This window comes from Pseudomonas sp. IT-P171 (assembly GCF_949767765.1).
Classification (GTDB): domain Bacteria; phylum Pseudomonadota; class Gammaproteobacteria; order Pseudomonadales; family Pseudomonadaceae; genus Aquipseudomonas; species Aquipseudomonas fluorescens_B.
In genome coordinates this window covers 48,651-68,326 of record NZ_CATKQN010000010.1, presented here as the reverse complement: position 1 = coordinate 68,326, position 19,676 = coordinate 48,651, and the positions used below count along the sequence as shown (strand labels likewise).

At 54.5% G+C, this 19,676-nt stretch carries 18 protein-coding genes and 2 pseudogenes; 9 read left to right on the top strand and 11 right to left on the bottom strand.

Going from position 1 to position 19,676, the window contains the following annotated elements:
• Window positions 1-70: 70 nt before the first annotated feature.
• Window positions 71-496: a LexA family protein gene (locus ACM6I5_RS08205; RefSeq protein ID WP_414883532.1), complete on the top strand. Its 426-nt coding sequence runs from the start codon at window positions 71-73 to the stop codon at window positions 494-496.
• On the top strand, window positions 489-1,766 hold the full coding sequence (umuC, locus tag ACM6I5_RS08200) for a translesion error-prone DNA polymerase V subunit UmuC (protein WP_414883531.1): 1,278 nt from the start codon (window positions 489-491) through the stop codon (window positions 1,764-1,766). Before ACM6I5_RS08205 ends, umuC begins: the two co-directional genes overlap by 8 nt.
• A 95-nt stretch (window positions 1,767-1,861) precedes the next feature.
• On the opposite strand, the gene ACM6I5_RS08195 is transcribed toward umuC, so the two are convergent.
• Both ACM6I5_RS08195 and ACM6I5_RS08190 read right to left on the bottom strand, forming a co-directional pair.
• Window positions 1,862-3,022 (bottom strand): DUF2971 domain-containing protein, encoded by a 1,161-nt coding sequence (locus ACM6I5_RS08195; RefSeq protein ID WP_414883530.1) that lies wholly within the window; start codon window positions 3,020-3,022, stop codon window positions 1,862-1,864.
• Window positions 3,023-3,115: 93 nt separating this feature from the next.
• The gene (locus tag ACM6I5_RS08190; RefSeq protein ID WP_414883529.1) at window positions 3,116-4,981 is read right to left on the bottom strand and encodes a DUF4209 domain-containing protein; all 1,866 of its coding nucleotides are present in this window, start codon (window positions 4,979-4,981) and stop codon (window positions 3,116-3,118) included.
• Window positions 4,982-5,661: 680 nt separating this feature from the next.
• On the opposite strand from ACM6I5_RS08190, the gene ACM6I5_RS08185 reads away from it, so the two are divergent.
• Window positions 5,662-6,864 carry an AAA family ATPase gene (locus ACM6I5_RS08185; RefSeq protein ID WP_414883528.1) on the top strand — a complete coding sequence of 401 codons (1,203 nt, stop codon included), beginning with the start codon at window positions 5,662-5,664 and terminating at the stop codon, window positions 6,862-6,864.
• Entirely contained in the window at window positions 6,861-7,541 is a 681-nt protein-coding gene (locus ACM6I5_RS08180) for an HNH endonuclease (RefSeq protein WP_414883527.1), read from the top strand. Before ACM6I5_RS08185 ends, ACM6I5_RS08180 begins: the two co-directional genes overlap by 4 nt.
• Before the next feature lie 121 nt (window positions 7,542-7,662).
• Here the strand turns inward: ACM6I5_RS08180 and ACM6I5_RS08175 are convergent, their stop codons facing one another.
• Complete coding sequence (locus ACM6I5_RS08175; RefSeq protein WP_414883526.1) at window positions 7,663-7,884, bottom strand: hypothetical protein; 222 nt, start codon at window positions 7,882-7,884, stop codon at window positions 7,663-7,665.
• 188 nt (window positions 7,885-8,072) lie between these two features.
• Window positions 8,073-8,183: pseudogene (locus ACM6I5_RS08170) on the bottom strand (tRNA dihydrouridine(20/20a) synthase DusA); the annotation flags it as partial.
• 101 nt (window positions 8,184-8,284) lie between these two features.
• Here ACM6I5_RS08170 and ACM6I5_RS08165 point away from each other — a divergent pair.
• Window positions 8,285-8,683: pseudogene (locus tag ACM6I5_RS08165) on the top strand (integrase); the annotation flags it as partial.
• A 58-nt stretch (window positions 8,684-8,741) separates the two neighbouring features.
• On the opposite strand, the gene ACM6I5_RS08160 reads toward ACM6I5_RS08165, so the two are convergent.
• The 3 genes from ACM6I5_RS08160 to ACM6I5_RS08150 form a co-directional block, all read right to left on the bottom strand.
• Window positions 8,742-9,113 carry a hypothetical protein gene (locus tag ACM6I5_RS08160; RefSeq protein WP_031319042.1) on the bottom strand — a complete coding sequence of 124 codons (372 nt, stop codon included), beginning with the start codon at window positions 9,111-9,113 and terminating at the stop codon, window positions 8,742-8,744.
• The gene (locus ACM6I5_RS08155) at window positions 9,098-9,805 is read right to left on the bottom strand and encodes a hypothetical protein (RefSeq protein WP_414883525.1); all 708 of its coding nucleotides are present in this window, start codon (window positions 9,803-9,805) and stop codon (window positions 9,098-9,100) included. Before ACM6I5_RS08155 ends, ACM6I5_RS08160 begins: the two co-directional genes overlap by 16 nt.
• Window positions 9,806-10,167: 362 nt before the next feature.
• Window positions 10,168-10,437 (bottom strand): short-chain dehydrogenase, encoded by a 270-nt coding sequence (locus tag ACM6I5_RS08150; RefSeq protein WP_414880118.1) that lies wholly within the window; start codon window positions 10,435-10,437, stop codon window positions 10,168-10,170.
• A 479-nt stretch (window positions 10,438-10,916) separates the two neighbouring features.
• On the opposite strand from ACM6I5_RS08150, the gene ACM6I5_RS08145 reads away from it, so the two are divergent.
• The gene (locus ACM6I5_RS08145) at window positions 10,917-11,135 is read left to right on the top strand and encodes a hypothetical protein (RefSeq protein WP_414883524.1); all 219 of its coding nucleotides are present in this window, start codon (window positions 10,917-10,919) and stop codon (window positions 11,133-11,135) included.
• Window positions 11,136-11,229: 94 nt separating this feature from the next.
• On the opposite strand, the gene ACM6I5_RS08140 is transcribed toward ACM6I5_RS08145, so the two are convergent.
• Complete coding sequence (locus ACM6I5_RS08140) at window positions 11,230-11,991, bottom strand: transporter substrate-binding domain-containing protein (RefSeq protein WP_017339852.1); 762 nt, start codon at window positions 11,989-11,991, stop codon at window positions 11,230-11,232.
• Window positions 11,992-12,116: 125 nt separating this feature from the next.
• Window positions 12,117-12,989 carry a LysR family transcriptional regulator gene (locus tag ACM6I5_RS08135; RefSeq protein ID WP_017339851.1) on the bottom strand — a complete coding sequence of 291 codons (873 nt, stop codon included), beginning with the start codon at window positions 12,987-12,989 and terminating at the stop codon, window positions 12,117-12,119.
• Window positions 12,990-13,257: 268 nt separating this feature from the next.
• Here ACM6I5_RS08135 and ACM6I5_RS08130 point away from each other — a divergent pair, with 268 nt between their 5' ends.
• Window positions 13,258-14,583 (top strand): MFS transporter, encoded by a 1,326-nt coding sequence (locus ACM6I5_RS08130; protein WP_414883523.1) that lies wholly within the window; start codon window positions 13,258-13,260, stop codon window positions 14,581-14,583.
• A gap of 4 nt (window positions 14,584-14,587) precedes the next feature.
• Window positions 14,588-15,985 (top strand): FAD-dependent oxidoreductase, encoded by a 1,398-nt coding sequence (locus tag ACM6I5_RS08125; protein WP_414883583.1) that lies wholly within the window; start codon window positions 14,588-14,590, stop codon window positions 15,983-15,985.
• Here the strand turns inward: ACM6I5_RS08125 and ACM6I5_RS08120 are convergent, their stop codons facing one another.
• Window positions 15,986-17,308, bottom strand: a complete 1,323-nt coding sequence (locus tag ACM6I5_RS08120; RefSeq protein WP_414880115.1) for a type VI secretion system Vgr family protein — start codon at window positions 17,306-17,308, stop codon at window positions 15,986-15,988.
• A 220-nt stretch (window positions 17,309-17,528) separates the two neighbouring features.
• On the opposite strand from ACM6I5_RS08120, the gene ACM6I5_RS08115 reads away from it, so the two are divergent.
• The gene (locus ACM6I5_RS08115) at window positions 17,529-18,233 is read left to right on the top strand and encodes a YebC/PmpR family DNA-binding transcriptional regulator (RefSeq protein ID WP_008029612.1); all 705 of its coding nucleotides are present in this window, start codon (window positions 17,529-17,531) and stop codon (window positions 18,231-18,233) included.
• A 129-nt stretch (window positions 18,234-18,362) separates the two neighbouring features.
• Here the strand turns inward: ACM6I5_RS08115 and ACM6I5_RS08110 are convergent, their stop codons facing one another.
• Entirely contained in the window at window positions 18,363-19,667 is a 1,305-nt protein-coding gene (locus ACM6I5_RS08110) for a protein kinase (RefSeq protein WP_414880114.1), read from the bottom strand.
• Between the last annotated feature and the right edge of the window lie 9 nt (window positions 19,668-19,676).

Sequence of the window (19,676 nt, the reverse complement as noted above, 5' to 3'; positions counted from 1 at the left end):
CTACATAAATTGACCGCAAGGCAATTTGAAAGTTAACTGTATATTCGTACAGTATAGGAAGTCGTGCGTTATGAGCTACTCCATTTTAGGTCCGATCACCGCAGGCGGTTTGAAGGTGCCGCTATGTCTGTTCCGCGTCCCTGCCGGTTTCCCGTCGCCGGCAGCGGATCACATCGAGGCGCAGATCTCCCTGGACGAAGTGCTAAATATCCGAGCACCACACGTTTATCTGGTATCAATCACAGGAGAAAGCATGCAGGGTGCGGGGATCTATGAGGGCGATCTGGCAATTGTGGATCGCTCCATCGAGCCAGCCCACGGCCACATCGTCATTGCCTTGTTGAACAATGACCCCGTCTGCAAACGTTTGTGCATTCGCGGCAAGGAAGTAGTCCTGCTTTCGGAAAACCCAAAATACCCGCCGCGCTACGTACTCGAAGGAGACGAGCTATCAATTTGGGGTGTAGTCACCAGCAGCGTGCGTAGCCATGTCTAAGACTCCGCCGGTGTTCGGTCTAATCGACTGCAACAGCTTCTATGCCAGCTGTGAACGCGTATTTCGCCCTGACCTGGCAAAGGTGCCCATCGTGGTGCTATCTAACAACGACGGCTGCGTCATCGCCCGCAGCTACGACGCCAAGCCGTTCGTAAAAATGGGTGAGCCGTATTTCCAGATTAAGCACAAGCTCAAGCGACACGGCATCATTCCGTTCTCCTCGAACTACGCACTGTATGGCGATATGAGCGAACGGGTCATGACGCTAATCGAATCGCTGGTGCCTGCCATCGAGGTGTACAGCATCGACGAAGCATTTGCCGATCTCACCGGCATCGACGGCTTAGATAGTCTTGGCCGGCTGCTCCGAAGCCAGGTGCTTAGGTGCACGGGCATCCCGGTCGGAGTAGGGATTGCACACACCAAAACCCTGGCTAAGCTCGCCAACCATACTGCCAAACGACTGCAGACCCAGACAGGTGGTGTGGTAAATATTTGCGACCCGATTAAGCGCGACTGGGTGCTACGCAATACAGACGTAGCGGAAGTCTGGGGTGTCGGTCGACGGATGAAAATGCACTTGGACTCTATGGGCATCAAATCCGCCATGGAACTGGCCAAGGCAGATCCTTGGACGTTGCGCAAAAACTTCAGCGTGGTGATCGAAAAGACTGCACGGGAACTAGCGGGCACTCCCTGCCTGGAGTTGGACGAACCCGACCCGCCAAAGCAGGAGATCTGCTGCAGCCGAATGTTCGGGAAGCGCCTGCAGGAGCTGCCACCTATAAAGGAAGCAGTGGCCACCTACGTGATGCGCGCCTCTGAGAAGCTGAGAGCGCAGAAATCGCTATGCAAGAAGATCCGCGTAAGCCTACGCACGGGCATGTTTAATCCTGATGAAGCTAAATACGCCAATGGTGTCATTGTGGATCTACCGTACCCGACGGACGATGTGCGTCTATTGACCAAGGTGGCGGTGGATGCGCTGGATCGCGTGTTTCGCCCTGGATTCAACTACAGCAAAGCTGAAGTGTTATTGCTGAGTCTTTGTCAGCCGGGGGAGTACACCGACGATTTATTTGCCCTCTCACAACCGGCAGAGGCCTCGAAGGTGATGGCCGTGCTGGATCAGATCAATGGCAGATGGGGTCGTGGAACGTTACGGGCAGCTAGCGTGCCAACTAATCCGGAGTGGGGAATGCGACGGGAAATGATGAGTCAGAGCTACACCACACGACTGGATCAGTTGTGGCGAGTTGTATGTAAATAGTTTATTACGAAAGGCGAGCACTCCTGCTCAGTGGCTCCTTTATGGAGCCCCTCCTGATGTTTAAAGGTATTGATGAGTTTAGGAGGGGCGGATTTTCAGAGTATTGGGTCGTAGCTATATTTTCCCGATTGATAAGTTACGCCCTCAAATTTTTTCCACTTTGCTAATTGCCGGTTGTAGTAATCGTTGCCCGGTTGAATGGTTGTGCCCATGCAGTTTAAATCAAGGTCTAAAATTTTTATTTCTCTTGAAGAAGCGCAGATTTTTGCTTGCTGAAACAGAAAATCAAAAATATATGTTTTTTGTCTTTGGGTGCCTAGATTTTTGAAGTGTTGAGATATTTTTAAGTTTATGATTTCTCTGATTATCTTCTTTTCATTGTCAGGCATTCTCGCGCCGAAAATAATTCCGGTTACTTGTCCGAAGTCGTAATAAAATAACCTTTGTAGGTGGCTGAAATTTGAGTGTCCGGAAATATATTTGCTTGGTTGTGTGAGCATGAGGCGACATTCTTGCTCATATTCCCAGCATGTATTTTTGGTAAGTAGTTGCTTTTCAATAATCGAATGATACTGAAGGCGATCAATTTCTGAGTTGAATTGGAAACCAGTATGGATGGTGGGGAGTAAGGTGTGCGCGTCAATTGGATCAAGTCCATTTTGGTAGTGGATGTCTTTGACTTGAAATCTGTCGCCAACTACAGATGAGTGACCTTGCGAAACTATTAGGCTTTCCTTTTTTCTATTTGGACATTGATTCAAACAACCTTCTATAGGACGGTAAATTAAGCAATAGCCTGTATGGCTATTTGTGTAATGTGACCACATTAGCATTTCACTATTGGTTTTAGAGAGTGAAACAGAGTAAGCTGATTTCGGTTCGTAGAGTGATAACAATGAGCGAAGTGCATTAAATGAGTGGTGGAGGCTTTCAATGTCGTCTAGGGTGATTTTTTGTTTTTCGAGTAATAGTTTGAAAATTGATTTTGTGTGTAGGTCAAAGTCTTGTAATAATAGTTCGTAAGAGATCGGGCTTAGCTTTGCAAGGTAATCGGAAGCGACTTCGATGTAGTTGACGTTCTTCCATAGTGTGGATAGTGTACGATGCCAGATTTCGCCAGTGTTATCTGTGAATTCAAATTTTGATTGCATTTCGATTGGGTCATTTAACTCCTCTCTTGATGCAAAGTACCATTCGTCATATAGCAACCCCTTTTGTGAAAGTAGTCCTGGTGACCTGTAACGGTAGAGGTGCATATGTTATTCCTATAGAAGTAGAATGAGGCGCTCTAAGGTTTTCTCAGTCTTATATTAAGTGCCAGGTTTCCAATGTTGAGCCTCTTATGGAACTCAAAGCGCTTTATCCTCGTCCGGATTGCTGTTGATCGTAGTGTTCCACCACGTATTGAAAGTGAGACGTAAAGTTAGCCACCATGCGTAGATAGCAAAGGGTGAATGGCACCCATCTTCGTCGAGCAATCCGTGGGCCAGTTCATTCCGTAAATTTGGGCCAAACGCGTCGCAAAACAGTGACTTAATTTCAAAAGCGAGATCCTTCCCAAATACTTGATCTGCTTCCGGAAGTTCCATCAAGGTACTCAGCCCGTTTTCATTTTCGATGCCATCTTTGTCGAGATTCGTAGTTATGGCACCGGCCTGCTTTAAGTGCACACGAACCATGTGTTCAATCTGTGGGATCAAAAGGTGCAGCGCGGATATGAAGTCTCTTTCGTAACCAGCAAACAGGGCTTTACCGAAAAGCCCAGCCCGATCCTTTGGGACGATGGGCGATTGGCGAGCAAAGGCAATGAATTCGGCTTCAGACAGTCGATGCTCTAGTAAAAGAATTTCCAGGGCGGGCCAAATATCACCGTGAACCACGATGCTCACCCAGAAACTGTAGTCCCTAATCGTTTCGGCGCGAATAGCGATTTCATCACTTTCTGTCATATCTCCGCTTAAACTCATCGCCGGGCGCTTAGCAACGACACGGCCATCACGGCTTATCATGGTTGAGGCAAAAATTGATTGCAAAGGATGCCGACGCATTCGCTGTATGGCACTGTCCCGCAGTTTTTCCGCGTTTGCGTAATTACTCAGGTTTGCAAATGCAAGCATTGCTTCTCGAGCCGATTTTCCAGTCACTGACCGTCTTGCGTTGTCGATGATCTGGCTGATGTCGATTGGGGGTGTGCTAATCACTCCCATCTCTCCAAGTGATTTTTGCCCTGAGTCGTTCAGATGTGTCCGGAGCTCGACAATTCTCTCATCGACGCGGTACACCGCTCGCTCGGATCGAGGGATCATTCGATATGTCTGTATGGCATTTTCGTAGAAGCTTGCAGCCACCATATGGCTCGGGCCCTCTGATGCGGTACGTGCGATGGCTTCTTTTACCCAGCCTTCGGCTACAGACACCGTCATCTCGGCAGCTTTGACGGCATTTTGGATCGCCCTATACCAATCGGCTGCAGCGGTGAAATACTCTCGCGCCCTGTGCAGATCGCCATGCTCGTCAAACTGGTGGGCTGAGGACTCCAGACTGTTTGCCACATTGAAGCGAGCTTCTCGCCCCAGTCCATTTGATCGCAGAAGCTCGGCTAGCCAGAGGCCAAGATATCCATCCGCCTGAGTTGCTGCGTTGAATGCATCAATAATCGATGCCTCAATTTGCTCCAGTCGATCACCAGCACCTGCTTTAAGCATACGGACCAGGCTGATAGCTCTAATCCAGCACTCTCGTCCACCAGACAGCCAAGTGTCTAGGTCCAGAGGTAGCGCACGGTAGGCATCAATTGCCTTTAGCGCGAATGCAATACTACGTGGTTTGCCCATCAGCCAGACCAAGTCGGCAAGTCTTCCTCTTAATCGACTGTCATCAACAACATCGACGATCTGAGAAAAGAACGTGATATCTGTTTGATACAGATCATCGGGGATCGCCGAGCGACGGTCATCGAAGACGGCGCATGGTTTAAAAGGCTGGTTTTGACTCGACGGCGAAAGCATCATTGAGCAGGCATCAGCCAGCAACCAGAGGACTTTACTGTGTTCGTTGCGGCTCTGATTAATTGCGTTGCGGGCGGCATCAGAGAAGACATGCCACATCGCCGGGTAGCCTTCGCGAGCAGCTTCACCCAACACTTGCTTCCATCCTGATGCATGAAAGTCCTCGAGTGATATAGCTAAGTGTTCGGGGTAGCGCTCGTTGCTCATGTCTTTCCCTCTTCATCAGTGAATATTCCCTCGTCGAATTTAACCGCGAAGCTCTGCCCCGTACCAGCGACCTATTTGGGGGGCGCTGCAATTCAACCCTGACACCCCCCCGAATGGGATTTGTATCCGACGTACCAAGGCCGGTTCATAAATGCACTCGAAGTTCACTGCTGGTGGCTGAAAGGGGGGTAGCCGCAAAAGACTATTTGGCTAACCTCTCGGATTGTCGGTGCCATCGGAAATCCCCACTTCAATCACTGCTGGCGCTAGGCAGGCAGGGTTTAGGGCAAAATTAGGGCAAATTCAGGGCCGGCTCAGGCCGCAGCATGCTTCGCGCAGATTGCTAAAACCCCCTTTTTTATGGCCTAGAGCGGACTAGAGGGAGTCTTGAAGGGGTTCGAATCCCTGTCCATGGCGACGTCTTCCCCAGAAGTACCAAGGCTTGCACTCGGCCATAATTGACAGTCATGACGGTCTAAATTAGGCCAGTTAACCTCCGTAAACCTCTGTCCAAAAGCACCTAATGAGATGCGGCTAAGATATTAAGAGCAGCTCACTTAGCGTCTCACACTTTACAATTTATTAAATTCCCTTCGCGCAAATTTGTGTGCCCACGATGCTATAGTTTGCGCCAGCCCTCTGCTTGGGCTGATTACCTTAGCCTGAGGAGCCATTGATCCATGAGCTACATCACCGAACTAAACGTTTCCAATGTGCGGAACTTACGGCCCTTCACCCTCACTATCAACAGTAAGAAAAATATTATAGTGACGGGTAAGAATGGGTCGGGCAAAACGACTTTATTGGAGGCTATTCGGGATGAGCTTTCGAGTCGTAGGAAGTATGGCGACAAAACGGATATGTATCTCACAGCATATTCTGAGTTATGTAAAGAAGCGAAGACTCGAACGCTCACACCTCAGGAGTCGGAGCACCAAGCGAATCTCGCGAAAATGGTAGGAACAGGTGGTATAAAAATAAGCTTGCACGCCAGCCAACGTTACCTGGCTCCTGACGAGATTTTCGTATGTTTCTCGAGCAGGCGAACGACCGAAGCTGCGACGCCGAAGGGACCACAAATTATTGCGTACGGTAAACAAGAGGACAGTACACCGAACTATGGAAAGAACTTCATCCAGTACTTGGTCAACTTGTGGACGGAAAAGTCCTATGCGCGCGAGGATAACGATCTTAAGCGTGTAGCTGAACTTGATGAGTGGTTCACCAAATTCTCGAATCAATTGCGAAAAATTTTCGAGGATTCCGCGCTGCAGCTTGAATTTGATCGGAAAATTTTTAATTTCTGGATCGTGCAACCCGGGAAGGATCGGTACTCCCTAAATGAACTGTCTGACGGTTTGTCATCAGCGATAAATATCGTTTCAGAGCTAATACTCCGGATGGATCAAGCTGGAAATGCATCCTTCGACGCCAGTGGCATCGTGATCATCGACGAGATCGAAAATCATCTGCATGTTTCCCTGCAGAAGATCATTCTGCCGTTTCTATCTTCACTTTTCCCCAATATCCAGTTTGTTGCTTCGACACATTCGCCGTTCGTACTTATATCCGATCCCAACACATGTATAATCGACCTTACAAAAAACGAAATCCATGAAGACTTCTCGGCGTTCTCTTACGAGGCTATTATTGAAGACTACTTCAATGTGGACAAATACTCGTATAGCCTCAAAAATAGAGTCGAAGAAATTCGAGGCATGATCCGCCGACAGGATTACACCCAGGCGCTGGCCCAGATCGATTCAGTGCGTGACGATGCTAAGCTGAACCGAGAGAACGCGACCGACACCTCAGGCGAGCTTGTTCTGGCCCTTGGGGATCTAGAGCTGGATATCAAAAGCAAGACGGTTTTCGATAAATGATCAAAATTACCAAAAGCCCTGAGCCCGCTCAACTAGCCATAGAACGCAATAAAGCCAGCGGTACCTACAGACACACAGACATTGTCGCCGTGATCAAAAAAGACTTTTACAACCGCTGCTATCTTTGCGAAGACAACCCGCAAAGTATCAATATTGAACACCTAATACCGCATCGAGATGTTCGTGAATTGATTTTCAACTGGGAAAATCTCTTTTGGTCCTGTAGCCACTGTAACAACATAAAATTGGCCAAGTACGACAATATCCTGGATTGTACCACTCTGGCTGATATCGAAAATGTACTCGCTTACCATTTCGAGCCATTCCCCACTGAAGATGTACACATCGAAATAATGCCGCCATACAATGGTGAACCTCAGGCCCAGCAAACCCGTGCGCTGCTGCAGGATGTATTTAATGGTACTACTACTCTCAAAAGCATCGAGTCCAATGGCTTGCGTAAACTCATCACCACAGAGCTTATTAACCTGCAAGGGCTGTTGCGGGATCTAGATAACGAAAACAAATCCGACGAAGAAATCGCAGATATCAAACTCAAATTGACCTCGGCGCTCTCCCCTAAAAGCCTTTTCGCATCGTTTAAACGCGGTAAAGTCAAAAGAATGCCTAATTTGGTAACCCACTTAAAGACCCACATCCCGGCGCTTCAACTCTGAACCAGATATCAGCCTCCACTAATGCTGTGGCAGCAAGCCGTTTAGAGCGGATGTAGTGTAGTTTAACGTGTGGTATTGGCCGATTACCCTCTCTCAGCGGGGGCGGTTTGGTGTCTAATATTCAACGGTTAACCATTATCCAATTTTTTCGGCGAGCCAGGCCTTGATTTATAAATCCTACATTTTCACCGATGGTCTCTAGTGCCCCTCGAACATTTCCTCCCGCTTCGGCCGCGCCCTGGGTTTCTACTAACAAGGTCAGCTCCATGATGGCTGCCTCTAGGGCCAGTTGATTGTGATAGATCCTTGCCAACACATCCGACAGGGAATATTCGTTTGTCACGGTTACCGACTCCTTCCGAAAAAATTTAAGCATAGCAGCGACAGTGCTCGTGATTGGTCCCGGGAACGGTTGCTAAAAATTTGCTACAGCGTTGCGAGAGTAGGTGAATTTTACGATGGAGTGAATGATGGTGGTACGGAATTGGTACGGGGATTTTTGAATGGGCTTGATAGCCTTTATTTACAGATGTGCCGAGATAAATTTGTCCAATCCATCATCGGGGCCACACTGAAGCGGCGAGACGGCTCGGAGCGGGCATGGCTAGTGTTTACAGGCGCTTCAGGATTTTCGAAATTCATTGATACTGATCTTTTATACAGCGGTTTTTACCCATTTTTCCTTGTTTCTGAAGTCGGTTGCTAAAATGTAGCAAGCGAATTCGGCAATGTAGCAACTGGAAATGGGCACGATCACATCACGCAAGCGCAAGGACAATTCGACGGCCTACACGGCGCAGATACGGATCAATCGGGACGGGAAGACAGTTTATCAGGAAAGCCAGATGTTCGACCGTAAGCAGGTCGCCCAGGCTTGGATCAAGCGCCGCGAGACGGAGTTGGCCGAGCCTGGTGCCATTGCACGCGCTAACCGTAAGGGTGTGACGGTCAAGAAGATGATTGAGCAGTACCTGGACGAGTACGAAAAGATCCATCCGTTGGGCAAAACCAAAAGCGCAACGCTGAATGCTATCAAGGACACCTGGCTGGGCGAGCTCGGCGACTCGGCGCTGACCAGCCAAAAACTGGTGGAATTCGCTCAATGGCGAATGAGCAAGGAGGGTGGTGGTGTCCAAGCGCGGGGTTCGAATCCCTATCTCAGAAGCTCTATTGCGCCGGCTGAGGCTATTCTTATGGGGGCTACAATGACTGAAAATGATGAAATTTCATGATCTCCTTCCAGATGTAACCGTAGCTGTAACGTAGCCATGTAACTTTTAACCGGTCGAAGCTACGTCGTAGCCAACTGCTTTCTCGCGCTTTGAGTTCTTTGGCTATTTCATCCAGTAACCATTCATCCTGAAAACCGGTCCAAACAGGAGGGACGGGCGTTTCAAGGTTGCTGAAACACACGGGCGCGACCTCTGAGTACAAGATGTCTTCAACGACCTTTGGGTCATAGCCCCGGATTCGCTCTGCGATAGAGGCGTAGTCGACAACGCTGTCTACAAAGGCCTCTGCCAGCGCAATCTGGATGTTCGCTCGTTCCGCAGGAGTCAAAATATGTCCCAATGGGCCAGCTCCTCTAGCTCTGCGTCGAACGTATCAGCCGCGACCCCGCCAGCAATGCCACCGGCAATGCTTCCAATGAGAACAACGGCTATGGCACAGGCCGGAGCTCCAGGACCACAAAGAGCGGATATGCCCAAGCCCGCCAGAAACCCCCCTGCCGCACCACTACCCAGGATGGTGGCTTGACGGGCCGTTTCTTTGGCCTTGTCGTCTGCGTTCAGTATTTGGTAAGTGGCAAGCACCGCTGTCATGATGATGCCAACCTTGCCCATAACGGACATGATTTTGGTGCCAGAAGTGAACTTGGCATTGGCACTGCCAGACCGCTCTAGAGCTTTGTACAAGACTTCTTTCTGTTGAGCCTTAGAAAGTTGTTCGTAATTTTTGTTGAACTGGGTTTGAGATTTTCCGTTCAGGATTTCGCTGTGTGTTTTCCCAGTTTTCTTCTTTTTTTGCACGATGGCCAGGCCCTGTGCAGAGGTCAGCTTGCGGTGTTCGAAAATGATTTTGTTGCGCATCTCATTGCTGAATTTTGTCGCGTCCTCAACGCTGATATTGCCGGCTCTGACCTCAGCGAATATCTGCTGCGACATTCGTCGAATATTGCCCTCTGTAGTTGCTTGAGCGCCGAGCTGAAATTTGGACTTTTGGGGCTGCCGTTCTGATTGAAAAAAGCGAAACGCTCTTTCCATTTTGGGCTGGCGTTGTCGGTTTGCAATTCATCCGTGTTGCTCATGTTCTGTCCTTTTTTCGGGTGGCGCTCGGTCGAGGTATCGACCAGATTTTCTTTCCGTGTGCTTGGTATCGCGTTTTTTGCATGCTGCAGGCCAGTGGCCAATGTTGCGGGGGGAGTTTCCGGCAGCGTATGAAATTTCACAAGCCATTATGTTTGGCCGAGACTTCGTTCGTTTCCCTTCATATACCCGCAGAGAACTGCAAGTTGATCTTGAAGATCATCAATGTCGTGCTGATCGTGGGTGCTTTGTTGATGAGCGCGTGCTCGGGTGATCCATGAGTTCGAAGGGGCGTCCGGGGAGGGCGCCCCTTTGTGACGTCAGGACTTTTCGGCATCCATACGTCGCGCAACGACATCCAGAACATCACAGCCATCACGCAACGGTATGCAGCAAAGCATTGCGAAGTCGCTGAGAATCACCGAGTCCGTGGTGATGTCGCCGCGCATTGCGAGGTTTTCGAGGATCTGCGTTACCGCGCCAATTCGGTAGCGTGCGGTGCTAAGCAGTGAATGCAGCGGTTGGGTGGTGTTTACATACAGCGAGGGAAGGTCATCGGCATTGCTGGTTAAAGCCATAAACTCTTTCATGTGAAGCTCCATTAATTTGAGAAAACTACTGCTCATTCGTCGCCAAACGAATGGGTGGTAGCTGTACGCGGGTTGGCGAACCGGGCAATGGAGAAACCGGCAGACCCGAAGGTCTCCCGCGCACAGCCACCATAAAACAGGCAGCTAAGTGCGTTCCGAAACGCTTCGAAAATGGTCGAAGGATTCAGTTCAATTGCCATCGAGTCGCCAAACCCGACACGCCATTTGGGCGTTGGGTGGACTATAGGCCTCGTGACAAAAGTGCAGCAATGGACAAGTGTACGGACAATTCCGAGTGTCGTGTAGGACGTTGCTCTTTCAACGATTTGTCTGGGGAGCGACCTTTTTCGCATCAACAAACCGCAGCAGCTGAACCAATGCTGTCGCCCTGTAAAGTTTCATAATGCGCAGCCGCTTCCGGGCCTACGATGACGAGCAAAGCTCACATCACCACGCCCCAGCCCACAGGAAACGGAAAAATGATCTCGAACCTCGCCAAAACCTTGCTGATCGGTGGTGCGTTGCTGTTGAGCGCCTGTTCGGGGGTAAGCACCCAAAGCAATTATTCAGAAGACCTCCAGCCATCTGCCGGCTTTGGCCCGGGCCCTACCAATAATCACAGTCAGTTGAATTTCCATGGCAGTGCGCTCGGTAACAGCTTCGGCGAGTACAGCTCGGGGTTGTTGCACGACGACTAGAGTGTGACGCAACGGCGCGGTATTCCTGCCGTTGCGTGTTCTCCGAGGGGGCGACTACTGCGCAGTCGAACGCAGGCGTTGCCAGCGTGGACGGCTATTTGCTCTCAGGCGTCGCAATCCATTCACCCAAGACCTTCTGGTATTTCCCCGTCACCTTGGCCAGATGCAACCACTGATCCACATACAACTTCCAAGTCATGTCATCACGCGGCAGCAAATACGCCTTCTCCCCATACTGCATGAACTGCCCCGGATTCACCGCGCACAATCCAGGTTTCAGTTTCTGCTGATACAGCGCTTCCGACGCATCGGTAATCATCACGTCGGCCTTCTTGTCCAGGAGCTCCTGAAAGATGGTCACATTATCGTGAAGGCTCAATTGCGCCTTGGGCAGGAAGGCGTGAACGAAGGCTTCATTGGTGCCACCGGCCGGTTCGACCAGTCGAACCGAAGGCTGGTTGATTTGCTCGACGGTCTGGTACAGCGCCTGATCCTCGCAGCGCACGAGGGGGATTTTGCCGTCGACGTCCAGCGTGGTGCTGAAGAACGCTTTTTTCTGCCGCTCTAGCGTGACCGAGATCCCGCCCATGCCGATGTCGCATTTTCCCGCGAGCAAGTCGGGCATCAGGGTTTTCCAGGTGGTCTGCACCCACTCGACCTTGACGCCGAGGCTGTCGGCCAGCGAGCGGGCCATGGCGATGTCTATTCCCGAGTATTCGCCGTTCTCTGCTTTGAAGGTATAGGGTTTGTAGTCCCCGGTGGTGCAAACGCGCAGTTGGCCTTGCTGAATGATGTTGTCCAGATGCGATGGCTCTGCCTGAGCGCCAAACGAGAGGGCGAGCAGCCCGGCAAGCATCGATATGCGTTGTGTCGTCTTCATTGTTTTCCGGCTTCCATGAGGGATTGGATTCGTTTCTTGGCGCCTCGCTTGAAGTGCGAAAGATCGCAGCCTTTGCCACCTCCTACAAGGGCGCCGTGCGTTCACTTCAAACTCTCGCGAACCATGTCCAGAAACGTCGCCACCACCCGCCGTGAACTCTGCTCGCGCAAGCACACCAGTGTCTCCGTCAGCCGCCGTGTGCAATCGGTGATGGGTAACGCACACACCCGCGAATCCGCGCCAAATTCCGCGGCCGAGACCACGCCCACGCCAATCCCCACGACCACTGCCTCACGCGCCGCTTCCCGACCTTCGACCTGAATCGCCGGACGAATGCGAAACCCCGCCCGGGCCATTTCCTCCTCCAGCGTCTGACGCGTCACCGAGCCGATTTCCCGCAGCACCAGCGGGGTGTCGTCGAGGTCGGCCAGGCAGATCGACTCGCGGTCGGCCCACGGATGATTGCGTGAAACAAACGCCACCATCGGGTCGTTACGCAGCGCGACCGAGATCAATCGTTCATCGCTGACCTCACGCCCGAGCAACGCCAGGTCGGCCTGATAGTTGAACAGCCGAAACAGCGATTCATCGGTGTTGCCGGTTTCGATTTTCACGCTGATGCCGGGATAGCGCTCGCAGAACCGCGCGATCTGCGGCAGGACGTGGACCGGCGCATCCACCGCCAGGATCAGGCTGCCGGTCTGCAACGCCTGGGAGTCCTGCAGCAACTCCTGCGCCTCGGCCTCAATCACAAACAGCCGCTGGGTGATGCCGAGCAAGCGTTCGCCCAGATCGGTGAGGCGCACCGAGCGTTTGTTGCGGTGGAACAGCAACACGCCAAAGCGTTCTTCGAGTTTGCGCACCTGGTCGGAAATCGCCGGTTGCGTGAGGAAAAGCCGCTCGGCGGCTTTGGTAAAGCTTCCGTGAACAGCCACGGCGTGGAAGGCTTTGAGCTGGGCGTGGGAAACCGACATCGAAACCTCCAGTAACAAGCTGAGCTTATATTGGAAATACGATAAATCGATTTCACTTATTAATCAGTAATTGTTTTTATCGGCCTCAGTTGCGGTGACTGGTCGGTCGAACAGCCTCCGTGACCATGAGCCTGCGCGTGTAATTGCAGAACTCATCTGACCGGTATCGCCTCAGGGAAGCAGCGATATCGCAGTGCTCAACAATAAAAACACAGGCGTTATTTCTCAAATTCTGCCGGCACACTCACACCCTGAGGTCAGAACCACAATGAACAAGCACATCGGCACCATCAAGCGTTGGCGCGTGCAGATCTTCGCGATCACCTGGCTCGCCTACGCCGCTTTCTACTTCACCCGCAAAGCGTTTTCCGTGGCCAAACTGGGGATCGCCGAAGACCCCACGTTCACCCTCGACAAAATGGCCATGGCCAACCTCGACGCCATCTACCTCGCCGCTTATGCCGTCGGGCAATTCACCTGGGGCATCCTTGCCGACCGTTTTGGCCCGCGGGTCGTGGTGCTCGGCGGGTTGCTGATTTCCGCCGCCGCCGCGCTGGTGATGGGCAGTTTTGCCACGTTACCGATTTTCGCCACCTGCATGCTGATTCAAGGCCTGGCCCAGTCCACCGGATGGTCGGGGTTGTGCAAGAACATCGGCAGTTTCTTTCCCGCCGAACAGCGCGGGCGGGTGCTCGGTCTATGGAGTTCCTGCTACGCCTTTGGCGGGCTCGTGGCTTCGCCGTTTGCCGGTTGGTGGGCGTACACGCTCATCGGCAGCTGGCACGCGGCGTTCATTTCCAGTGCGGCGGTGGTTGGGCTGGTCGCCGTGCTGTTTTTTATTTTCCAACGCAACAAACCGGAAGACGTCGGCTTGCCGGCGGTGGAGCCTGAGCCGGAGCTGACCGCCGAGGAGGCGCATGCTCAAAGCAAGATCAGCGTGCTGGAACCGCTGAGGGAAATCCTGCGCAATCGCACGGTGCTGATTCTCGGTCTCGCGTATTTCCTGCTGAAACCGGCGCGCTACGCGATTCTGCTGTGGGGCCCGGTGATCGTTTTCGAGCAGATGCCGACGGTGGGTAAAGTCGGTGCGGCGATCATTCCGACGGCGTTCGAACTGGCCGGGCTGCTTGGGCCGATCTTGCTGGGGCTGGCTTCGGACAAGCTGTTCGGTGCCCGGCGCATGCCGGCCTGCGTGCTCAGTCTGTTGGCGCTGACCGTTTCCCTGGCGTTGTTCATGGGGGCACTGCACACCGGCAGTGTGATGCTGGTGGTGGCGTTGTTGTTCGTCATGGGCCTGACCCTGTACGGGCCGGACTCGATGATCAGCGGCGCGGCAGCCATCGATTTCGGCACGGCCAAGGCTGGCGCAACGTCGGCAGGTTTCGTCAACGGTTGCGGTTCGGTCGGAGCGATTCTGGGCGGCTTGCTGCCGGGTTACTTCGACTCGGTCACTGTGTTCATTATCTTCGCCGGTTGCGCGTTGTTCTCTGCGCTGGTGCTGATCCCTTACTGGAACAGCCGCCCGGCGGGCCTGCAGGCCAAAAGTGCGTTCGTGCCTAACCGGCCGATGAGTGTCAAACCCCTGCGTACCTGAGGAAATACCGATGAGACCTTTCTGGCTGGAACAGGCGCTGGCGGCCGAGTCCTGCGCGCCGTGCGAACCCTTGGTGGGCGATACCCGCGCCGATGTGTGCATCGTCGGCGGTGGCTACACCGGGTTGTGGACCGCGATCATGCTCAAGGAGCAGAACCCGCAACTGGATGTGTTGCTGATCGAGGCGGACATCTGCGGTGCCGGCGCCAGTGGACGCAACGGCGGTTGTGCGCTGTCGTGGTCGGCCAAGTATTTCACCCTGGAAAGGTTGTTCGGCGTCGAAGAGGCGGTACGTCTGGTCAAGGAGTCCGAGCGCAGCATTTACGCGATTGGCACCTTCTGCGAACAGTACGGCGTGGACGCCGATTACCGCCTCGACGGCACGCTCTACACGGCGACCAACCGCGCTCAATGCGGTTCGACCGACGCGGTGATCGCAGCGCTCGAACGCAACGGCATCAACTCCTTCACTCAGCGGCCGGTCGCGGATGTACAACGCATGGCCGGGTCGAGCAAACACCTGGAAGGCTGGTTTTCTCCGGCCGCCGCGAGCGTGCAGCCAGGCAAGCTCGTGCGCGGTTTGCGCCGGGTTGCGTTGCAGTCGGGTGTGAGGATTCATGAAAACACTGCGATGATCGGGCTGGAGGAGGGCAAGCCGGCAGGCATTCAAACAAAGAACGGCACTGTCCGCGCGGACCGGGTCGTGCTGGCGATGAACGCGTGGATGGCCCGCGCGTTCCCGCAGTTCGAACGCAGCGTGGCGATTGTCTCCAGTGACATGCTGATCACCGAGCCGCGGCCGGATCTGCTCAACGAAATCGGTTTGACCAGCGGTGTGACGGTGCTCGATTCGCGAATTTTCGTGCACTACTACCACAACACCCCGGACGGCCGGATCATGCTTGGCAAGGGCGGCAACACGTTCGCCTACGGTGGGCGAATGCTGCCGGTGTTCGATCAGCCGTCGCCCTATGCCGGTGTGTTGAAGCACAGCCTGAGCGAATTCTTTCCGGCGTTTGCCGAGGTCAAGGTCGAGGCCACCTGGAACGGACCTTCGGATCGCTCGGTCACAGGGCTGCCGTTCTTCGGTCAGATGAGTGCCCACGGCAATGTGTTTTACGGTTTTGGTTATTCCGGCAGCGGAGTCGGACCGTGCCATATGGGCGGGCAGATTCTCGCTTCGATGGTCCAGGGGCTGGACAACGCCTGGACCCGTTCACCGCTGGTCAACGGTCCTTTGGGCTTTTTTCCGCCGGAGCCGATTCGCTACCTGGGCTCGCTGATGGTGCGCAACGCCATCCGCCGCAAGGAGCGCGCCGAGGATCACGGGCACCGGCCAAGGCATCTGGATGTGCGCCTGGCGAAATTCGCGGCGGCGGCCGGCAAGGCAGACAAGGGCTGATCAGGTTTTGCGGTTGACCAGCCAGTCAAGCAGCAGGCGGTCATCGCCCCTGGGGTGCGGGACGGGGCGAGGCGGGCTGTTTACGGTGGCGTACAACACGGGGCGGTCCGGATCACCGTCGAGAAAACTGATGAGCACCTCGGTTCCGGCGACCGGCAGCCTGGACGGATCGATCCGGCCATCCGGCGCAACGACGACCATGGGCAGCCAGAATCCGCTGGACTCGTCCTCCTTGGTCTGCGGGGTTGGCCATAACCTGACCTTTATCCGGCCTTGATCATCCAGCTCCGCTGGCTGGCCGACTGGGCCCAGCACCCGGGCCGTCTGGAAACCCGGAATGGTGGGTCTGGCCTGTGTGAGCGCGGGCCGGAATACCGTTGACCAGGGAATGGCGGTGAACTGATTGCTGTAACGCCGCACCCTGTCGGTTGCGTTGCGCTCAAGAATCGACGGCTGCCGGCCCTGATGCCGGATTTCGGTCAGCAGCCATTGATCGTTGAAGTTCGGCAGCGGATGTTCCGACACTTGTACGATTCGTCCGCTGCGCAATGCGCTCTGGTTGCTTTGGCCCTGCATCCGCCCATGTCGGCAGCGCAGGCGTTCCAGTGTCCGGCGGCTGAGCTGGTCGCGTTCGAGCGTATGTGGGGCGAGGGGCGCGGTGAGGGGGTGCGAGGTGTGGCACTGGAACAATTCACTGATCACCGGCACGTTCACAGTAGGAGACGCATCGCCGTGAAAAGGCAGGAGCAACGGTTCTTGAGGGAAACTCAGGCTGTCGTCCGCCAGCACCAGCACGTGACCGTCCCGCTGATGTTCGAAGTGATAGTGGATGCCTTCTTCTTCGCAGAGTCGTTGCAGGAAGGCCAGGTCCGTCTCATCGAACTGAATGCACAACGGCCTGGCGGGATAGCGCCCGTTCGGCAGTTCAAAGCGGTAGCTGTCTTCAGGCAGGCCGTTTTCTTCGAGCAACTGGCGCAGGATGGCGGGCACATCGAGTTGATGAAATACCCGGCGGCAACGCTGCCGGTCGAGGTTTTGCAACCAGGGCACCACCGCCAGCCTGTAGCCGACCCGGTGCAGGTCGCGATGTTCGCGGGTGGCGCAGTGGATGATGCCGTGAATGCCCTGGCCCTCCGCCAGGCTGAAGAACACCGGTTGTTGCAGCAGGCGATCCAGGCTCATGGCCGGCGCCAGGCCGATCACTTCGATGTCGAATCGGTAAGGCTGGTTGAGGGCTTCAAGGCCATGGAACTGCAACGCCTGCAAACTCAAGTTATCGTTCAGCAGTGTCAGGGTGAAGGGACTTTCCTTGTCGTTGTGCATTCGAACGCGCTTCTGCCAGGGAGTACGGGCGCAGAGGGTACGAAACCGTGGCCCCTTGTAGTCACCGCAAATCGAATTTTCAGAATCGCCCTACAACCAGCGGTGAAGATGTCGATTCGACGAGATGGAATTTTTGGTCGATTGCCAACTTTAGGCCGTATAAACTTGCACAAAGCGTCGGCCAATAGATGTCTCGGCGCCACAGATAAGAGAGTGAGTAATGGGCGCACAGTGGAAGGTTAAACACAAAGAAGCGGCAGCCAACGCCAAGGGCAAGATCTTCGGCAAACTGGTGAAGGAAATCACCATCGCTGCGCGCAACGGTGCCGATACCGCCACCAACGCACACCTGCGTCTGGTGGTCGAACAGGCGAAAAAGGCTTCGATGCCCCGCGAAACCCTGGAACGTGCGATCAAGAAAGGCTCCGGCCAGCTCGGCGAAACCGTGCAATACCATCGCGTGACGTATGAAGGGTTCGCTCCGCATCAGGTGCCGCTGATCGTTGAGTGCGTGACTGACAATATCAACCGCACCGTCGCGGAAATCCGCGTCGCGTTCCGCAAGGGGCAATTGGGCGCATCCGGTTCCGTGGCCTGGGATTTCGACCATGTGGGCATGATCGAGGCGTCCCCGGACAGCCCGGATGCCGATCCGGAAATGGCTGCCATCGAAGCCGGCGCTCAGGATTTCGAGCCTGCCGACGACGGCGCAACCTTGTTCATCACCGAAGCGACCGACCTGGATTCGGTACAGAAAGCCTTGCCCGAGCAGGGTTTCACCGTGTTGTCGGCGAAGCTGGGTTACAAGCCGAAGAACCCGGTCAGCGGCTTGAGCGACGAGCAGATGGCTGAAGTTGAAGCTTTCCTGGAAGGCCTGGATAACCACGATGACGTGCAGGACATGTTTGTCGGGTTGGCCGGTTAAACCACATCGCTGAGATCTAAGTGTGGCGAGGGAGCTTGCTCCCGCTGGACGGCGAAGCCGTCCCAAAAGCGGCGGCTGCTGCGCAACCGAGCGGGAGCAAGCTCCCTCTCCACAGGTTTTGTATTACCTTCAGTTCAACCTGGCCAGCTCCCGCACAATCTCGCTGAACCCCGGCCGCGCCAGCACATCCGGCTGACTGCAACGCTGCTGCAAATCTTCCAGCCGCTCATGCACCTCATCGCTCAACCCCGAATCGATCCGCTCCAGCAATTCCCCCAATAGCACCCCAAACGCACGCACCTCGATCCGTTGCAATGCACGGCTTTCAAGGCTGTCCTCCGTCGAATGGAAAGACGCTGCGCCAAAGTCCCCTAACAGGCAATCACCCTGTTCGTTCCACATAATGTTGTGGCCATAGAGGTCGCCGTGGGTGATGCCCTGACGGTGCAGATGCTCGGCTACCGACGCGATGCCACAGGCGATCCGCAGGGCCACGCCAGCGCTGAAGCGGGTGTCGCTGGCGTAGACATCGCGGCTGCAGGACGCCAGGCTCGGCAACCCGGCGAGGTTGCGATAACTCGGTTCGATCAGCTCCATGACCAGCCCGGCCTGCGCCTGCGGGTGATCGATGATCCGTCCTTCGACCCGGATCAGGTTAGGGTGAAGACCGGCGGTCATGCAGGCGTTCATTTCGTGCAGCGGCGAGCCATCGCTGGTCATTTCACCCTTGTAGAGTTTCACCGCGACCGGCGTTGCCTGTTTCCACAACGCCTGATGAATGACCCCGGAGGCGCCTTCTCCCAATTGTTGTTCCAGACTGAGCTGCGACCAGGGAATCGTCGGCGTGGCCTCGAGCACGGCCGCATCCGCCTCTGTTTCCAACGGATTACCGGCGTAAGCCAGCCAGGTCAGGCTTGGCAGGGTCAGCAGCCATTCGGGCAGTTCGGTCAACTGGTTGGCGGCGATGCGGGTCAGCTCGAGGCGATGGCAATTGCTCAGGCTCTCGGGCAAGCGCTGCAATCGATTGCCGGCCAGCATCAGCTTTTGCAGGTGCGGACGTTCACCCAGTTCGGCGGGCAGTTCGCTGATGCGGTTGTCCGTGAGGATCAGCCAGCGCAACAGCGGTGGCAGCGCAGCGCCCGGTACGGTTTCGATGCGGTTGGACTTGAACCCGAGCATGGTCAGCGCGGCGCACTGGCCAAGGCAGGCGGGCAACTCGCTGAAATGGTTGCGGTCGCAGAACAACACACGCAAACGGGTCAGGCGGTGAAAGTCGTCTGGCAGGGCGCTCAAGGCGTTGCCACTGAGGTTGAGCACCTCGAGCGAGTCCGCGAGGTCGAGGATTTCCCTGGGGAATTCCGTCAGGCCGGCGGCCAGGTCCAGGCGAGTGGAGCCAGCCAGCAGGCCGGCGCGCAGTTGCGCAAGGGTATCCATGAACAGATT

Excerpts from the sequence above, each read along its gene's own strand:
- ACM6I5_RS08135 (WP_017339851.1), bottom strand. The coding sequence starts at position 12,989 with ATGTCGGTTTCCCACGCCCAGCTCAAAGCCTTCCACGCCGTGGCTGTT.
- ACM6I5_RS08130 (WP_414883523.1), top strand. The coding sequence starts at position 13,258 with ATGAACAAGCACATCGGCACCATCAAGCGTTGGCGCGTGCAGATCTTC.
- ACM6I5_RS08205 (WP_414883532.1), top strand. The coding sequence starts at position 71 with ATGAGCTACTCCATTTTAGGTCCGATCACCGCAGGCGGTTTGAAGGTG.
- ACM6I5_RS08190 (WP_414883529.1), bottom strand. The coding sequence starts at position 4,981 with ATGAGCAACGAGCGCTACCCCGAACACTTAGCTATATCACTCGAGGAC.
- ACM6I5_RS08145 (WP_414883524.1), top strand. The coding sequence starts at position 10,917 with ATGATCTCGAACCTCGCCAAAACCTTGCTGATCGGTGGTGCGTTGCTG.
- ACM6I5_RS08120 (WP_414880115.1), bottom strand. The coding sequence starts at position 17,308 with ATGCACAACGACAAGGAAAGTCCCTTCACCCTGACACTGCTGAACGAT.
- ACM6I5_RS08195 (WP_414883530.1), bottom strand. The coding sequence starts at position 3,022 with ATGCACCTCTACCGTTACAGGTCACCAGGACTACTTTCACAAAAGGGG.
- ACM6I5_RS08185 (WP_414883528.1), top strand. The coding sequence starts at position 5,662 with ATGAGCTACATCACCGAACTAAACGTTTCCAATGTGCGGAACTTACGG.
- umuC (WP_414883531.1), top strand. The coding sequence starts at position 489 with ATGTCTAAGACTCCGCCGGTGTTCGGTCTAATCGACTGCAACAGCTTC.
- ACM6I5_RS08150 (WP_414880118.1), bottom strand. The coding sequence starts at position 10,437 with ATGAAAGAGTTTATGGCTTTAACCAGCAATGCCGATGACCTTCCCTCG.
- ACM6I5_RS08110 (WP_414880114.1), bottom strand. The coding sequence starts at position 19,667 with ATGGATACCCTTGCGCAACTGCGCGCCGGCCTGCTGGCTGGCTCCACT.
- ACM6I5_RS08115 (WP_008029612.1), top strand. The coding sequence starts at position 17,529 with ATGGGCGCACAGTGGAAGGTTAAACACAAAGAAGCGGCAGCCAACGCC.
- ACM6I5_RS08180 (WP_414883527.1), top strand. The coding sequence starts at position 6,861 with ATGATCAAAATTACCAAAAGCCCTGAGCCCGCTCAACTAGCCATAGAA.
- ACM6I5_RS08155 (WP_414883525.1), bottom strand. The coding sequence starts at position 9,805 with ATGGAAAGAGCGTTTCGCTTTTTTCAATCAGAACGGCAGCCCCAAAAG.
- ACM6I5_RS08140 (WP_017339852.1), bottom strand. The coding sequence starts at position 11,991 with ATGCTTGCCGGGCTGCTCGCCCTCTCGTTTGGCGCTCAGGCAGAGCCA.